Below are 15,314 nucleotides of genomic sequence, written 5' to 3' on the forward strand. Positions count from 1 at the left end.
AGGTCTTTTGCCTGACGATCACTGATGTGAAAGCCAGGAGAACCATCTTCTGCATTTCAGCCAACGCAACCCGGCTGTGATCTTGAGATCTGACTTGGCCTTCCAGATCTCGGGAAAGGAGAAGAAAGATTGTTGCAATGGACGCTTAAAATAAGCGAATTGTTGCTCTCATCTGATAAGTCATCCTGACGGCGAATCTACCCACATCATTTTCACCCTGAACATCCGTGCGATCCATCTGCCCCTCGATCTGGATTTCAGTGGGTGGAGCGCGACGGAGATCGTCAGAGTCGGAAAGCATCATCCTGTGCCCCGTCCGGCTGACCCGGAGTTCGTTCGCGCAGCGTGAAAACGCTGATCCTGACTTTATGGAGTCGTGCAGCGAGGTGGCCAGCGACGAAAGACGATTTAACCTGTGAATACGATCCGGTGTTATTGTGAGAGATAAACGGTTGAACTCGGGAACGCAAAGTCAGCATTCCTGCTATGGACGATACTGATGATTTTCATAAACACTTTTTGCTGCACCGCCAGCCACTCGCTCCATACCGTTGTATACGTGAAGCAGTACACCATAATATTCAGCGAAGAATCGCCAAAATTATTAAAGTTGACCAGCAGTGTCTGACTTTGATCGATATCCGGGTCTTGAGCCAGAAACGTGTGAATATCATTCACGATATCGGCAATTTTCTCAGCATCCTCATAACGTAAACCAACCGTGGTCTCGATGCGCCGGTTCAGCATTCGCCCCGGATTCTCGACCGTGATATCAGCAAAAACGGAGTTGGGTATATACATTGGCCGGTTTTCAAACGTCATTACTTTGGTTAAGCGCCACCCAATTTCAGCCACGACACCCTCAATATTCCGGTCCGGTGAACGGATCCAGTCACCAATGTTAAATGGTCGGTCAAAATAGAGCATGATGCCGGCAAAAAAATTACTCAGTATGTCCTTACCTGCCATCCCGACGGCAATCCCACCGATACCACCAAAGGCGAGCAGGCCGGAGAAACTCATTCCGAAATGCTGACCAAAAATCAGCATGGCTATCAGAGTAACGGTTATCTTCAGCACCCGGGTGATAACCCGCGAGTCTGTCACATCATGTCCTTTATTAATCTGGCGGATTTCAAAATAATCAATAACCAGAAACAGTTTTCTCAGGAACAAAAGAGCGATCAGCGTGATACCGAATAAATTCACCGCCGTTCGTGAGAGGTATCTGATGTGCAAATCAGCAATTCCGTCATACAAATAATCTGTGCCAAGAAGTATAATTCCTGACCATAAAGCAAAACCCAGCAGGTGCTCAGTAAAACGGTACCGAATATTCCGGAAGTTCACTCCCCGGCAGGTGATAACCCCCAGGACAGGAATAGCGAAGATCATGAAAATTATCCCCACTGAATTATGAATAAACAGTTCACCGGACATCGTCGACTCCTTTCGTATTCGCAACCGTTAAATTTTACGCTTTTCAGTTCAGGGAACACAACCGGATAAATTTTCTTTCTTGCGTTTTATATCTGTCTCCCTGAAAAAGGGATTTATAGCGCGTCCAGATCGGGGAACGCAGAAGAACGGTCCCGACAGACAGGCTCTGACTGATATTCTGCGGCCGTCCTGATGCCGCTGTTCCCTGAAACCAGGCGGCAGCGGACATCAGTACGGAGAATAAAGCGGAGCCATTCGGGACCGGGATGCTGTTCACCTCATCACGAACGATACAGCGCGTGCCGGAAACAAGATTTCGTCAGGCATGATACTGGCGACCTGTAATTCGCGGCTTTTTTGGCGCGGAATACCGGGTACATACTGCGCTGGTCAGCGAGAGACATTAAGGATGCTGAAGATTGGCTTTCGCCGTAAACAACCGTTAATTTCGCATTCAGATATATATAACAATATTCACAGGCCACACCCGGAAATGAATTGAAAAACGCATGATCTTTAACGGTATTAGTTACCAGCATTAAAAAACGGTGACTTAATGTCCGGTTTTATTTACAGGAGTCTGTCTTATGTAACTTAAATGTTACTCCTGTTTTCTGGGAGGGGGCGTTACATATGAAGTAATAAAGGTTTAACTGTACCCGGTAGCTGTAAATAAGAAATTCACATTTTTTAATCCTTCAGGAGCTAATATGACTGACAAACATATATTTTCAGCGCAGGATTGTGATCATGGTATATATTTGCTTGAGAAAAGCATGAGTTTTATGTGGGCTGCTGCACTCCGGTCTGTCACGTTACTGGGTGTGGCCGAACATCTTACCAGTGGGCCTAAATCATGCGATGAACTGGCCGATATGCTGAAACTTGACGCCCAGGCACTTCTGCGGGTAATGCGGATCCTTGCCTCCGGCGCTGTGTTTAAGGAATTCCCGGAAGGTTATTTTTCCCTTACCCCTGCGGCCCACTTTCTCTGTAAGGACCACAGCCATTCACTGCGGTCTGCGATACTGATGCTCACGGATAAAACATTCTGGGAGCCTGCAGGTCATCTTGACAGGGCGCTTAAGGGGGAAGATGTCTTTAGCAGTCTTTTCGGGATGCCGTTCTATGACTACTGGACTAAGGAAAAGCACTCCCGTGGTGAGTATGATTTTCATGCTGGTATGTCATCGATGTCGACAGTGGAAAACGAAATTATTGCTGACGCCTATGATTTCCCGCACGGAGCAACGGTCGCGGACATTGCTGGAGGATATGGAAATCTGCTTTTACGGGTGTTACGTAAGGACAGCTCATTGCGTGGTATTTTGTTCGATCAGTCAGATATTCTGAGTAAAAACGTGCTTCATCAGCTCAAGGACGATACCCGTTGGGACACGGTCTCAGGTAGTTTTTTTGAAAAATGCCCTACTGCAGATATCTATATGCTGAAGTATATCCTCATGGACTGGTCAGATGAAAAGGCCTGCCAGATCCTGTCGAGTTGTCGTCGGGCCATGCGAGCTGATTCGAAATTATTAATTATAGAACCCGTTATAAAGGATAAAGATAATGAGGATGGCCGGTATGAAATTGACATGCTTCTTCTGGCAAGCTTTGACGGCGGGCAGGCCCGTACAGAACAGGCGCTGGGGAAAATGCTGGATGGCGCAGACCTGAAAATCAGTAACATTATTCATACACACAGTTATTTATCCATAGTGGAGGCAGTAATCAGGTAAACCTGTATCTTGATTCAGGTTTTCTCGTTTCTTAACGTCGACCTCTACGGAAGAAATTGTTTTTTTTAGCACAGCCCCATTTCATATGGTTTTTATCCAAAAATTCAGAAAGTTAACGAGAAATGGGGCAACTAAGGTTGATACAAGACATTAAATCTCCTTTTCGTCATCGGTCAGAAGATGACCGCCATTTTGACAATACAATCTCTTCATAGGTAGTGCGGTATCTTCATCGGACTGGAAACGGTTACGCCAACAAACGGCCAGAACAGCAGGGTGGAAATGCCAGATCTGCGGTGGAAAGGGACCACGATGGCCTGTGGAGTGCAATGAAATCTGGCATTACGACGATGACAGGCAGTGTCGACCCTCACCGGGCTCATCGCGTTATGCCTTTCATGCCATGAAGTCAAACACATGGGGTTCAGCGAGCTCTGGGGTAAAAAGAACGAAGTGGTGGCTCATCTGGCTCTCGTCAACGGGCGGTCCCTTCAGGGCGCATTTGACAATATGAATGAGGCCTTTGACGTGTGGCGGGAACGCTCTCGTCATGCCTGGCAACTGGATATCTCGTGGCTCGAAACGCAGGGGATTACACTCGAGGATGAGACAGCAGCAGAGGGCGACAACATCCCTGCTGAGAATCAGCTTTCGCTGGAGCTTGAGGTTCCGCCTGTCGCGACGGAGAGCACTGCAGTGCCCGCCGTCGGTGAACAAGAGAGCATCTCCGGCGATGAGAGGCCAATCCAGAAGGACAAACCTGTATCCCGCTCATCCTCCGTAGGGTCAACGTTCTGGTCAGTCTGCCAGCGGGTGTTCTACCAGGTGAAAAAGGTGATACGGGAGCAGTGGTGATTAAACCTGTGGCGACGCATTCCCGGTGAGAGAGCCGAATGAAAATGCATCACTTTTTTCAGGACGTAATTTCGATCTGACTGGCGATGAGCGCATCCACTTTACTCTGTACCGGCGTCAGCAGATCGACATCGGTCTTCCGGTACATGCAGGGAGACGATAACGCTATAGCGCGCTTCAGAGCGTGTCGAGTCTTCCACCAGCGCTGACTGTAGGGTTAGCGGTTTGGTTGTTGGCAAGGGAAGGGCAATGTTGTCGCATGAGATATGCCATTGATGTTCACGGGTGGGAATGTGCGTCCGCTCTGTGCCAGAAGCGGACCTTTCCTGAAACGCCATTCAATCTTTTAGCAAGCTCATTTCTTCAGATAGCCATTGTCTTAGGATGCTTATTTTAAAAGAATCCTGATTATCTGGACGGTAGACTAAATCGTACCCCCGTTCAGCCTTAAGCTTGTACCGTGGAAACGGAACAACAAGCCTTCCAGCAGCTACATCATCTGCAATCAGAAGACTGCGTCCGAGAGCAACACCTTCGCCACGTATAGCAGCCTCAGTCGCCATGCTGCCAAGAGTCCATAAGGGCCCCTGATGGCAACTGAAATTTTTTACTCCGGCCATCTCAAACCATGCCTGCCAGTTCGCCTGCATTCTGTACTCATGAAGAAGAACGCAGTTTAAAAGTTCCTTAATCTCGGTCAGACCATTATGTTTTTCAAGAAAACCTGGACTACAGACAGGGGTGACTGTTTCATCAAACATACGCTCAGACGAAACATTTTGATAATTGCCAAGGCCGTAACGAATTGCAGCATCTACCTGACCATCATTAAGATCCACATTAATGTCAGTAACATCCAGTTGAATATCAAATTCTGGATATCTCTGCCTGAACCGGCTGAGACGCGGTGCTAACCACTTACTGGCAAATGACACCGTTGTACTTATACGTAAACTCTTTATCAGGTTTCTTCCACGCAGACGTTCAGACTCCTTCATTAAATCACTCAAAAGACGGGTAACCACATGGTGAAATTCACCCCCTTGCTCCGTCAGAATTATCTGCCGTGTCAGCCTGAAAAATAGCTTAAAACCCAGATGCTCTTCGAGCTTTCGGATTTGCCGGCTTATCGCGCCATGCGTAACGTGCAACTCCGCTGCCGCCAGCGTCATGCTTGAGAGGCGGGCTGTGGCTTCAAAAGCGCGCAGAGTCTGCAATGGGGGAAGGCGATCGAATATCATACACGTGATAATAATTCACGCGTGTTGTGAGAACAAATAATTTGTCAGGTCAGAGTCCGAAAATCAAAATTAACATAAAGAACATTACTATTTTCATAGCGATACCGGAGGAATAATGGAAAGTTTGTTTGTTTACGGGACTCTCGGTCCTGGCCGGCCTAACGCTCATATTCTTGAAAATATTGGGGGAACATGGCAGGAGGGCCACGTGGGAGGATCTCTTCTCGCCAAAGGTTGGGGAGCAGAAATGGGTTATCCGGGAATTGTGCTGGATGATTCAGGAAATCGTGTGCAGGGCTTTCTTTTCACGTCAGAGAATTTACTTAATCACTGGCACATACTCGATGAGTTCGAAGGTTATGAGTATGAACGTGTTCCGGTAGAGGTAACCATATCTACCGGTCAGACAGTGCAATCATGTATCTATATGCTCAAAGCATAAACCAGAAGACCCGCTGCAAACGGATTACACAATGGCCTGGGCACCTTAAATAAATTGGTCTGATGGAGAATCAAGTGACAGTACAACGAAAACAGATTGACACATATGCCACACTGGCCATGACGTCACTGTGTATAGTTTGGGGAATTCAGCAGGTCGCAATTAAAGGAGTAGCCGATGAAATATCTCCAGTTCTACAGGTAGCAATCAGAAGTGGAGCTGCTGCGGGCTTTATAGGTTTATTGATTATTTTTAAAAAAACGCCTCTAAGAAACTTTGCTAATTGCTTAGTTCCCGGGGGAGCAGTGGGCATACTTTTTGGTTTGCAATTCCTGTTTGTTGCTGAAGGCCTGCGATATACATCGGCATCGCACATGTCAGTATTCCTTTATACAGCACCTATTTTTGCTGCCATGGGACTACAGTTTTTTAGGCCCGATGAACGACTGTGTGCGCCACAATGGTTAGGGATAGCAATTACATTTACAGGCATTTGTGTCGCGTTTCTGTCAGGTAAGGATCCAGTTGGTAGCTCCAGTCAGGTTCTGGCAGGAGACATAATGGGGATACTTGCAGGACTATCATGGGGGGCCACTACCATAATTGTCAGATGCTCTTCTCTTAGTGAGTCTCCAGCCTCACATACACTCTTCTGTCAACTTGCAGGAGGTTTTTTACTTTTATCAGCATATTCATACTCTTCCGGTCAGAATCACTTTGACCCTGGTACCGTCGGGATTATTAGTTTAATCTTCCAAAGCGCAATAGTTGCCTTTGCAAGTTATTTAGCCTGGTTCAGTTTAATGCGCAAATACATGGTATCGCAGCTCGGTGTTCTCTCATTCATGACGCCTGTATTTGGGGTCATTACGGCAGTATTTATTTTGAGAGAACAACTACGGTCAGGTTTTATTTTAGGGACGATGCTAATCCTGAGTGGCATAAGTATTGTTAGTGGCTGGTCCTGGTTCAAGTCGAGATTTTTAACTGTATCCGTTAACAAATAAAGATGACTGTCGGCCGGTTACAGATAATATAATATGACGATGTCAGCAAGCCAATTCATATATTGCTATCTTAACTACCCATCATGCTAAAACGCTTTTCAGGTTCTAATGCAGAGAATAAATCATTCTTAACTCATCATGCACAATTCTCTGGCCTCAACAATGTCCGCTTTTCGCTCGTAGCGGACCTTGCGGCTCGTATGCCGGTCCGCTTTGTGCAGAAAAGTAAATTCAGCTGTATTCAATAATATCAAACCCTTCATCAGCCGTTGGCTCTGCGAAAAAGCGCGTTATGGTTTCAAATTCTTGATCTGAGGCTGTAAATTCATGCATTCCTTCTGCATTACGGGCGCGCAAGCGGGATTTACATACTTCATCAGTAACTTTCAGGTAATGCAGCCTGTTACTGGCACCTGACTCCTTAATGATGCTCATCATCCATTCACGATTGGTTTGTGTGTTTGCCGGAAAATCCAGAACTACGGATAGACCCGCTTTGAGTAGCGACACCAGATGAGGCTTCATAGCGTTTCTGAGTTTTGAAGAATACTGCACATAATCAGCTATGGATTGCATTTCATTGGCAAAGAGGGTAGCCAGCCAATAATCTTCACTGACAATTATGGTGCCGGGTAATGCACCTAACTTTGCTGACAATGTGGATTTGCCTGATGCAATTTTCCCACATAACAAGTGCAAAGTGGGTTTTTCTGACGTTGTTACTGAAGCGATATCCATTATTTACCTCACTGGATTGTTACCGGTAAGGCCCGCCTTACCGGCGGGAAAATGGCGAACGTTATCCCACCTGAGTCAGACAGGTGATAATAATCATTGAATGGAATAGGACAGAGTGTGTTTTCATTGTCATTCAAGTTAACAGGGCCTGAATGCAAAATCAGCAATTTTTTCCCTTATACATTGAATGTCCACTCCAGTGAGTTTGGCCGCTTCGTGCCAGAAGCGGACATCTAACAAGGCGCTGAAATGAATAACACCAGCTGGCTCATCTTCGCTTACGTAGCGCATTAAGCAGCGTCTGCGTTGCATCAGAAGACGCTCCAGATGACGAACAAACCAGCCCAAATTCCCGGTGTATAGCAGGCGTCAAAGGTGCCACGCACAGGTTGCGCAGCGTCTCCGGCAGGGCTGATTCAGGTACAAGGGCGACGCCCATCTCTTCCCCGACCAGCTTACAGGCGCTAATCCAGTCGCGTACTGTTACGCGTATATCGGAAAGTTGCAAACCAGCCATTTCCATCAGGCTTTTTCCATTAACGACACATCCGCCTGTCGCCAGAATAAAGGGCTGGTCTGCCAGCGCCTTTAGCGTTATGCCATAAGCCCTGGCATGATGTGCCAGCTGATGTTTCGCTGGTATTACCGCGACCCATGCATCCTGTCCTAATATAACCTGTGCACGCCCGGGGCCGGGATTCATGACCACCCCAAGTTCTACGGTATCGGCGGCAAGCCACTCCTCGACTTCCTCGTCCGAACCTTCCAGGACAACGATTTCAATACCCGGATGCAGGCGCTTAACGTCGCGCAGAAGCCCTGGCAACAATGTGGACGTCACTGAGGGAAAACTGGCCAGGCGAATGCGCCCTCGGTGTAAGTCTCGGCTCTTATCAGCCAGTATGCGGATGGCATTCAGCTGCAAAAGCATGTTTCGTGCATTTTCAATAACCTGCTCACCCAGCGCGGTAATGCCGATATACCGTCGCTCACGCGTAAATACCGGGAATCCAAGCGAAGCTTCGAGCTGGGCGATGGCCTGGCTGGCACCTGACTGAGTCATTCCTATCTCTTCTGCGGCGCGCGAGATGTTGCCGGCATCCGCGACGGCCACCAGCAGGCGCCAGTGTAAAAGATTCATCATGATTATCAGTAGCTCAGCTAATAGTTAAATTCTATATCATTAATTTTACAGTGAAATACGCGTCAAATACAGTGAGTTCAGAATTGCTTCGAATTTCTCGATGGCTTTACACATTTAACGGAGACAACATGAAACTCTATTACGCCCCGGATACCTGTTCGTTATCACCGCACATTGTGCTGCGCGAACTGGAAATTGAATTTGAACTGGTGAAGGTTAACAACAAAAGCAAGCTTACTGCTGATGGTCGCGACTTCCGCACCATTAACCCTAAAGGTTATGTCGCTGCACTTGAATTGGATAATGGGCAGATACTCACTGAGGGGCCAGCCATAGTGCAGTACCTCGCCGATCTTAAACCAGAATATGGCCTGGCACCGCGCGCGGACAGTTGGGCTCGGGTGCGTCTGCAGGAATGGCTTAACTTTATCACTAGTGAAATACACGCTGGCTCGGCACCGCTGTTCAACCCCGCGCTGCCTGAGGACATCAAAGCGATTTTTCAGGATAAGCTCTTCCGACAGTTCGATTTACTCCAGGCGAGGCTCGACGAAAACACCTATCTGACTGGCTCATCCTTCAGCGTAGCGGATGCCTACCTTTTTACTGTACTGGGTTGGTGTAAATTCTTCTCAATCCAACTGGAACGCTGGCCAGCGCTACCGGCGTACATGGAAAAAATAAATGCCCGACCTGCTGTACAGGCTGCATTACTGGCTGAAGCGTCTCAGTAGGGGAGGTAATCGCTTATTGCTGGACACAGCATGTTGAGTGTCTGCAAAGAGGTCGTCTGCCCTTTGTTCAACGTGGACCTGAAGTTGCGCGTAGCGTTCTGCTCTTTAGCATGAGCAGATGCTGAAACCCATTCCCGGCGGGATTCACTGCTGCTTTCATTTCATTATGGACTCAACGCCGCGCGACTTTTTGCCTTCATCTATGCCTCAAGTCAGACCTTGCGGCTCTTATATCAGGCCGCTTTATGCCCTAAGCGGACGTTATGCCTGGCCACTCGTTTGTCGTGAGGAAACGTTAAGGCTCAAAATAATGTACTGTTTCAGATATAAAATTATACCGTCGGGACAGTACCGCCATCGATCACATATTCCGTACCGGTAATAGTGGCAGCACAGGATGACGCGAGGAAGACGATGAGGTTCGCCACTTCGATGGGCTTTGAAGGACGGCCCAGCGGAATTCCACCGAGTGCATTCATGATGATCTGCTTACCGCCCTCGTAGTCCGTTCCTGCCTGCTGAGCAAGTCGTTCCGCCATCGCGACCGATGCTTCGGTTTCTACCCAGCCAGGCGCCACACGCACCACCCGAATCCCCTTAGGGGACACTTCTTTCGACAGGCTTTTGCTGTACGCCGACAGTGCCGCTTTGGCCGCCGCATATCCGGTGGTTGATTCCGGTAACGGCAGTTCACGCTGAATAGAGGTGACGTGGATGATCACCCCATCCTGTTGCGCCAACATCCCTGGCAACAACGCGCGATCTAAGCGTACCGCAGGCAACAGATTAAGATTGAGCTCCTGTTGCCATTCCTCTTCCCCAAGGGCTGCAAACCCACCGCCGGGAGCGGTAGAACCGCCTGCTACGTGGATGATGATATCGACGCCGCCCAGGTGTTTCTGAACGGCGTCCACGACTAAATTACATCCCTGGATGGTGGTCAGATCCGCCGCCACGAAAGCGTCTGCGGTAGATTCTGCGGGCTCGTGACGCGCGGTGGTTAGCACCGTTGCCCCTTGCTGTTTTAAAAGGTGGACAACTGCTTTGCCGATCCCTTTGGTACCTGCGGTAACCAGAACACGTCTGCCCTGTAAATCAAGATCCATCAGCATCAGATTATCTCCAGAGCCGCAATCTTGTCGCCAGCGAGGCCGAAAGTAAGTGTAAGCATCACGGGGCTGCCGGGAAAATTACCGACAACGTTCGTGGTGACTATTACTCGATCGCCTTGCGTGAGAACTTCAATGGGGTGAACGCTATAGTCGAACGCAGCCCGCGCCGCGCGTTGCCACGCCTCGATTGCCGCGTGCCCCCGATGGGTTTTACCTTCATCGAACACGACGGCATTGAGGGTAAAACAGCGCTTAACGCTGGCAATATCGGCACCAGTGCCGATCGCAAAATAGGTTGAAATAGCTTGCGGTAGAGATAATGACATGGCCCTTACTCCCGTTATTTACAGTACGGGAATTTTTAACATAGACTGTAAAATTGACAAGTACGCACAAAAAAGTGAGCAACTGAATTATGAGTAAGTTATATAGCCCGGAATCTGCCGCAAGCGGCGTGGAACAAGTTCTGCGAATGCTGGAAGGTCGCTGGAAACTCATTATTCTGTTTCATCTTTTTGACGGAAAGGTGCAACGCTATTCTGATTTTGAAAAACTGATCCCCGAAATTTCGCAGAAGATGCTGGCACAACAGCTGCGACAGCTGGAGGCCGACGGCATTGTGTCACGTAGGGTATATCCCCAGGTTCCGCCGAAAGTCGAATATCGGCTCACTGAGTGGGGGCAGGCGCTGTGTCCGGCTCTCGATGCGATGCTGAAATGGGCAGAAAAACGCGAGGTTTAGGTGCTCGGGTACATTTTTGTTTATGATCGAAAATTGTTGATGTTCATTCCTTGCTGATAGCAGACCTTGCGGCTCTTATTTTGGTCCGCTTTGTGCCGGGAGTGGACATTATTTTTCTCGACTTATTCTAAATTCAATGCAAGGTACTATTATTGAATATATCGTCTGGGTTAAATTATGAACACAACCAATCCCATAATGGGCAATATTATGAAAAGGAGGAATATTGGTATATGGCCTCATCCCTGCTCATAGGCTGTTATGCGGACGTACAACGCATTGAGTGGAGTAGGGAACATGATAAAGAGCGAAGTATGAAAATCGAAATCTACTAATCCTCGTAGTACCGAAGATTGCCGGCATACTATAGACTCTGGCACCCGCAGCGTTTCATATTCTAAAAGTCCTTAAGAAAGCTAAACAAGGCGTCCTGATTCTGTGAACCCTTTGAGCTTATGGAGCATATTTGCATTAATTAATCAAGCTTAGCTGATTATATAATAAACAAGATCCACACTATTTTCTATATTTAAATGAAACGGATAAAAACCGAGCCGGTTTAGGTGCTATGAAATGTTATTAACTCTTAAAAAAATTTGTTATGATAATTTTAGATTTGTTTTAAGTGGGGCGTTTTTTATAATTTCAGTATCCATTGTTGTTATTGTTAATTTTATTGGTGCGCGTTATAATTTGGTCATTAATCGCACCTTGGTTTTTGCCTTTCTGTTATTAACACTTCTTAGCATTGATAGCAAAATATTAAAAAACCTTATTGGCTTTATAGCTTTAACATTAATCGCTGCTGATTTATCTCTTCAGATGTATGCCTGGAATCACTTCAATGCTAAATTTGACTATGGTTTTGCATTAAGTGTAATAAATACTACAGGTAGCGAAGCGTTTTCAATGTTAGCCGTTTATTGGAGAAGTTGTGCAATTTTTATGGGGTTGCTGTGTTTATTTGTTTTAACTATCAACTGTAGCACAAGTACCCTGCTGTTAAAGTATAGGCGATACCCTGCAATATTATTCGTGCTTTTGCTAACTGGCTATACTGTACAGGGTATACTGCATCAATTACGAAAAAGCAATGTTGATAGCCTTGCTCAACGTGTTGTCAATTCAACTCCGCTGAGCACGGCTACAGTCTTTATGCAAGCCATCTCTGATATGAGTATTGCCTCCAGTATTAATAATAATACACCTGACTATTCAATATCACTATCAGATACCGGAATTGATAATTATGTAATTATTATTGGGGAGTCTGAGCGCAGTGCAAATATGAGCATATATGGATATGAGCGAAGCACGACTCCTGAACTGGAAGCAGAAAGGAAAAATCTTCTGTTGTTCCAGCATGCCATTAGCCCCGCGCCAGTGACCATTATGGCTGTGCCACTTGCGCTCACTGCTGATTCAGTACAGGAAGCAGATCCCGCTAAGTACAGTGACAATATTATTAGTATAGCGAACAAAGCCGGGTACGATACGTACTGGTTTAGCCACCAGGGAAAAGGGGGCGCATATAATAATGTGATTACAGGTATCGCTATGAAAACCAAACACCATCAGTGGATTGAGCAGGGGTTCGATGACTCTTTGCTCCCAGAACTTGAATCAACGCTGAAAACATCTGGTAAGAAATTAATTGTGCTACATCTTTATGGTAGCCACGAACCAGCCTGCGCGCGCTTCCCAAAAGATGCTTCCGTCTTTAAAGATGGAAATAAAGATGATGATTGCTATGATAACTCTGTGCGCTTCACGGATTATGTTATGGGGAAAGTTTTTAGCCAACTTTCAAATACACGCTCTTCTGTATTTTACTTTTCTGACCATGCCTTAATACGCGATCCTTCACGTTCAGTGGTATATTACCATGCGGGGGCTAATCCACCCCGGGAAGCGTTATCTGTCCCAACTTTCATTTGGTATAGCCCTAAAGTTGAAAGAAAGAATAAGTTGATCGGAAACTACGATACGCCATGGTCTACCGATGATGCGAATACCCTTTCCGAATTATGGCTCGGAATACATCGGGTTGAAAATGATATCGTTAGCTTGCAAAAGTGGCTACAGGACTATCAAAAACCGATTGTAATTAAGGATACAACGGGTAAGAAATTTAATTGGACGGATATAAAGTAGTTGAAGCTATGATTTTTAGTTAAAAATTATTCTGCCGATTGACTGAAAATACATGACTATGGGAGCCAGGCCTGAAGAGGTACTGGCTCGTACTCTCAATATTCATGACCAGCTCTCCATTGATTGATTTATACACTATGCTCTGAGTCAATCTTCACCGGGTGTGATAAAAATTGCGACATCCGCACCTCATTCCCCGCGGCTGTCAGGGCAATGTAAATGAGCCTTCCATGACAATAACGCTTTTTCCTCCTACCCGAACTGACGGGCTTTCTGCAGTGCCGTCATAACCTGAAAATAATATGCTGGCGCGCCCCATATCAACGCCCTGGCTTACGCGAAGAGAGAGCTCTTTTTTATTGCGAAGCTGAGCCAGCAGGGCTGTTACTGCGCCAGTCGCGCTGCCTGTTGCCGGATCTTCGGTCATGCGTGGCGTAAACATCCGGGCCTGCAAATCACACGGGTCTTCAGGATCCGTTTCCAGCGTATAGGCGTAAATGGACACCGCACCGTCGAGGGGCAAAATAGCCCGGAAACCCTGCAAATTGGGTACGCAACAGCGAAGCGCATTTCGGGTCGCGAGTTCGGCAATCAAGAAAGGCAGGCCAACAGAGGCGACGACAGGCATATGCATTTCAGTGCGTATATCACTGGCTTCAAGAGAGAGGCAGGCCGCCACGTTTTCTGGACTGACTTCTGAGTGGCAGGATAAAGCTTGCGGAACAAGAAGCTCTGCACCCGTGACCTTTGCATTTTCTCTGATAATCCTGACAGGTACCCGCCCGGCGGCTTCTTCGAATATCAGCGTTTCAGGTAGCGATTCGCCATTCAGTTCAGCCTGATACGCCAGGACAAAAGCAGTCCCAATATTGGGATGACCAGCGAAAGGGATTTCACGCGTCGGGGTAAAAATCCGTACCCAAGCCGTATGTGATGGCTCTTCAGGAGGTAAAACAAACGTTGTTTCACTGTAGCCAAATTCTAACGCGAGCAGCTGCATTTGCTCAGTGGTCAATCCCTCGGCATCCAGAACGACAGCTACCGGGTTACCGCAAAACGGTTTATCAGTAAACACATCTGCAATCACATAACGTCTTCTCACCAGGACCTCAACTTCCATGCCTTAAAATGAATTTATACTCAACGAGTTTGTCGTTTTAATATACGCTCACGTGAAAACATAACCCACTGGCATTTACCTGTATGCGTATTTTTCACCTTAACGACGGAAGGTGATGTTTACCTGATTTTGTTCATCCACTCCGTTAAGGTGAGTGAATACAAAAGGCTCGGCGGTGCGTCTTTAATATCATGTATATCTCTGACATATCTCAGTCCCGTTTTTTCAAGAACGTTCTGTGATGCCAGATGGTTAGCTCTGACAACGGCTGAGATCTCGGTGAGTTGCATATCATCAAAACCATACCTTACCGCGCGTGTAGCAAATTCTGTCGCCAGGCCTTTTTCCCAGGCATCTGTCGATAACCGATATCCAAGATTGTTAATCACACAATCGCCATAGCTACGGATGCTCAGACCACCAAATCCGATGATTTTTTCAGGGGATTCGAGAAGCGATATGGCGAAGCTACCAAAGCTGTGAGTTTGCCAGTGGGCGAGCCAGCGATTGAGAACCGTTTTTGCATGATCAATATCCGGGTAGGGGCCTGCGGGGTTAAACGTGTTCGTCGCCGGATCACCATAAATTCTGAAGAGATCGGCTACGTCTGATGCCATTACCGGGCGAAGGCACAATCGAGTTGTTTCAATTCGCAAACAGACCTCCTGATATGTGTTGACGGGAATATGTCTTTCATTAATTGATGCTCTCTGATTTAAGCATATATGTGTTTTGACGTAATTCGACAGATCCGATTGTGTGCTGTCGTGGCGAAACGCTCACGACGAATACCCTGGTGTGTTAACCAATGGGAACAGGTCAGCCTCACCAGATATCAGTTTG

15 protein-coding genes are annotated in these 15,314 nt (G+C 47.1%); 7 read left to right on the forward strand and 8 right to left on the reverse strand.

Features of this window, described 5'->3' with window-relative positions; translation table 11 throughout:
• Positions 1-432: 432 nt before the first annotated feature.
• Positions 433-1,440, reverse strand: a complete 1,008-nt coding sequence (locus AB6731_RS09865; RefSeq protein ID WP_044857298.1) for a mechanosensitive ion channel family protein — start codon at positions 1,438-1,440, stop codon at positions 433-435.
• A gap of 710 nt (positions 1,441-2,150) precedes the next feature.
• Between AB6731_RS09865 and AB6731_RS09870 the strand changes: the two genes are divergently transcribed.
• Entirely contained in the window at positions 2,151-3,182 is a 1,032-nt protein-coding gene (locus AB6731_RS09870; RefSeq protein ID WP_014169001.1) for a methyltransferase, read from the forward strand.
• A 417-nt stretch (positions 3,183-3,599) separates the two neighbouring features.
• Positions 3,600-4,037, forward strand: coding sequence for a hypothetical protein (locus AB6731_RS09875; RefSeq protein ID WP_223398344.1), 438 nt, complete (start codon positions 3,600-3,602; stop codon positions 4,035-4,037).
• Positions 4,038-4,375: 338 nt separating this feature from the next.
• Here AB6731_RS09875 and gcvA read toward each other — a convergent pair whose 3' ends face one another.
• A complete protein-coding gene (gcvA, locus tag AB6731_RS09880) occupies positions 4,376-5,278 on the reverse strand; it encodes a transcriptional regulator GcvA (protein WP_199802878.1) in 903 nt (300 codons plus the stop codon).
• 115 nt (positions 5,279-5,393) lie between these two features.
• Between gcvA and AB6731_RS09885 the strand changes: the two genes are divergently transcribed.
• Positions 5,394-5,720, forward strand: coding sequence for a gamma-glutamylcyclotransferase family protein (locus AB6731_RS09885; RefSeq protein WP_047955186.1), 327 nt, complete (start codon positions 5,394-5,396; stop codon positions 5,718-5,720).
• A 74-nt stretch (positions 5,721-5,794) separates the two neighbouring features.
• Positions 5,795-6,727: a DMT family transporter gene (locus AB6731_RS09890; RefSeq protein ID WP_080346963.1), complete on the forward strand. Its 933-nt coding sequence runs from the start codon at positions 5,795-5,797 to the stop codon at positions 6,725-6,727.
• Between the two features lie 231 nt (positions 6,728-6,958).
• On the opposite strand, the gene AB6731_RS09895 is transcribed toward AB6731_RS09890, so the two are convergent.
• Complete coding sequence (locus AB6731_RS09895; RefSeq protein ID WP_193152213.1) at positions 6,959-7,465, reverse strand: ATP-binding protein; 507 nt, start codon at positions 7,463-7,465, stop codon at positions 6,959-6,961.
• A gap of 268 nt (positions 7,466-7,733) precedes the next feature.
• On the reverse strand, positions 7,734-8,609 hold the full coding sequence (locus tag AB6731_RS09900) for a LysR family transcriptional regulator (protein ID WP_282489063.1): 876 nt from the start codon (positions 8,607-8,609) through the stop codon (positions 7,734-7,736).
• Positions 8,610-8,737: 128 nt separating this feature from the next.
• On the opposite strand from AB6731_RS09900, the gene gstA reads away from it, so the two are divergent.
• Complete coding sequence (gstA, locus tag AB6731_RS09905) at positions 8,738-9,343, forward strand: glutathione transferase GstA (protein ID WP_032677604.1); 606 nt, start codon at positions 8,738-8,740, stop codon at positions 9,341-9,343.
• Between the two features lie 332 nt (positions 9,344-9,675).
• On the opposite strand, the gene AB6731_RS09910 is transcribed toward gstA, so the two are convergent.
• Together AB6731_RS09910 and AB6731_RS09915 are read right to left on the reverse strand one after the other, a co-directional pair.
• Positions 9,676-10,455: an SDR family oxidoreductase gene (locus tag AB6731_RS09910; protein ID WP_047357061.1), complete on the reverse strand. Its 780-nt coding sequence runs from the start codon at positions 10,453-10,455 to the stop codon at positions 9,676-9,678.
• The gene (locus tag AB6731_RS09915; protein ID WP_371006291.1) at positions 10,455-10,781 is read right to left on the reverse strand and encodes a nuclear transport factor 2 family protein; all 327 of its coding nucleotides are present in this window, start codon (positions 10,779-10,781) and stop codon (positions 10,455-10,457) included. The genes AB6731_RS09910 and AB6731_RS09915 overlap by 1 nt, the downstream gene beginning before the upstream one ends.
• An 89-nt stretch (positions 10,782-10,870) precedes the next feature.
• On the opposite strand from AB6731_RS09915, the gene AB6731_RS09920 reads away from it, so the two are divergent.
• The gene (locus AB6731_RS09920; RefSeq protein ID WP_032681484.1) at positions 10,871-11,197 is read left to right on the forward strand and encodes a helix-turn-helix domain-containing protein; all 327 of its coding nucleotides are present in this window, start codon (positions 10,871-10,873) and stop codon (positions 11,195-11,197) included.
• A 573-nt stretch (positions 11,198-11,770) separates the two neighbouring features.
• A complete protein-coding gene (locus tag AB6731_RS09925; protein WP_371006292.1) occupies positions 11,771-13,351 on the forward strand; it encodes a phosphoethanolamine transferase in 1,581 nt (526 codons plus the stop codon).
• 205 nt (positions 13,352-13,556) lie between these two features.
• On the opposite strand, the gene AB6731_RS09930 is transcribed toward AB6731_RS09925, so the two are convergent.
• Complete coding sequence (locus AB6731_RS09930; protein WP_044857927.1) at positions 13,557-14,453, reverse strand: PhzF family phenazine biosynthesis protein; 897 nt, start codon at positions 14,451-14,453, stop codon at positions 13,557-13,559.
• A gap of 137 nt (positions 14,454-14,590) precedes the next feature.
• Positions 14,591-15,127: a GNAT family N-acetyltransferase gene (locus AB6731_RS09935; RefSeq protein ID WP_371006293.1), complete on the reverse strand. Its 537-nt coding sequence runs from the start codon at positions 15,125-15,127 to the stop codon at positions 14,591-14,593.
• Between the last annotated feature and the right edge of the window lie 187 nt (positions 15,128-15,314).

The sequence above is a fragment of the Enterobacter sp. RCC_40 genome (genome assembly GCF_041360735.1).
In the GTDB taxonomy this organism is placed as follows: Bacteria; Pseudomonadota; Gammaproteobacteria; order Enterobacterales; family Enterobacteriaceae; genus Enterobacter; species Enterobacter ludwigii.

Coding starts and splice junctions, on each gene's coding strand:
- AB6731_RS09865 (WP_044857298.1), bottom strand. CDS start 1,440: ATGTCCGGTGAACTGTTTATTCATAATTCAGTGGGGATAATTTTCATG.
- AB6731_RS09870 (WP_014169001.1), top strand. CDS start 2,151: ATGACTGACAAACATATATTTTCAGCGCAGGATTGTGATCATGGTATA.
- AB6731_RS09875 (WP_223398344.1), top strand. CDS start 3,600: ATGGGGTTCAGCGAGCTCTGGGGTAAAAAGAACGAAGTGGTGGCTCAT.
- gcvA (WP_199802878.1), bottom strand. CDS start 5,278: ATGATATTCGATCGCCTTCCCCCATTGCAGACTCTGCGCGCTTTTGAA.
- AB6731_RS09885 (WP_047955186.1), top strand. CDS start 5,394: ATGGAAAGTTTGTTTGTTTACGGGACTCTCGGTCCTGGCCGGCCTAAC.
- AB6731_RS09895 (WP_193152213.1), bottom strand. CDS start 7,465: ATGGATATCGCTTCAGTAACAACGTCAGAAAAACCCACTTTGCACTTG.
- AB6731_RS09900 (WP_282489063.1), bottom strand. CDS start 8,609: ATGATGAATCTTTTACACTGGCGCCTGCTGGTGGCCGTCGCGGATGCC.
- gstA (WP_032677604.1), top strand. CDS start 8,738: ATGAAACTCTATTACGCCCCGGATACCTGTTCGTTATCACCGCACATT.
- AB6731_RS09910 (WP_047357061.1), bottom strand. CDS start 10,455: ATGCTGATGGATCTTGATTTACAGGGCAGACGTGTTCTGGTTACCGCA.
- AB6731_RS09915 (WP_371006291.1), bottom strand. CDS start 10,781: ATGTCATTATCTCTACCGCAAGCTATTTCAACCTATTTTGCGATCGGC.
- AB6731_RS09920 (WP_032681484.1), top strand. CDS start 10,871: ATGAGTAAGTTATATAGCCCGGAATCTGCCGCAAGCGGCGTGGAACAA.
- AB6731_RS09925 (WP_371006292.1), top strand. CDS start 11,771: ATGTTATTAACTCTTAAAAAAATTTGTTATGATAATTTTAGATTTGTT.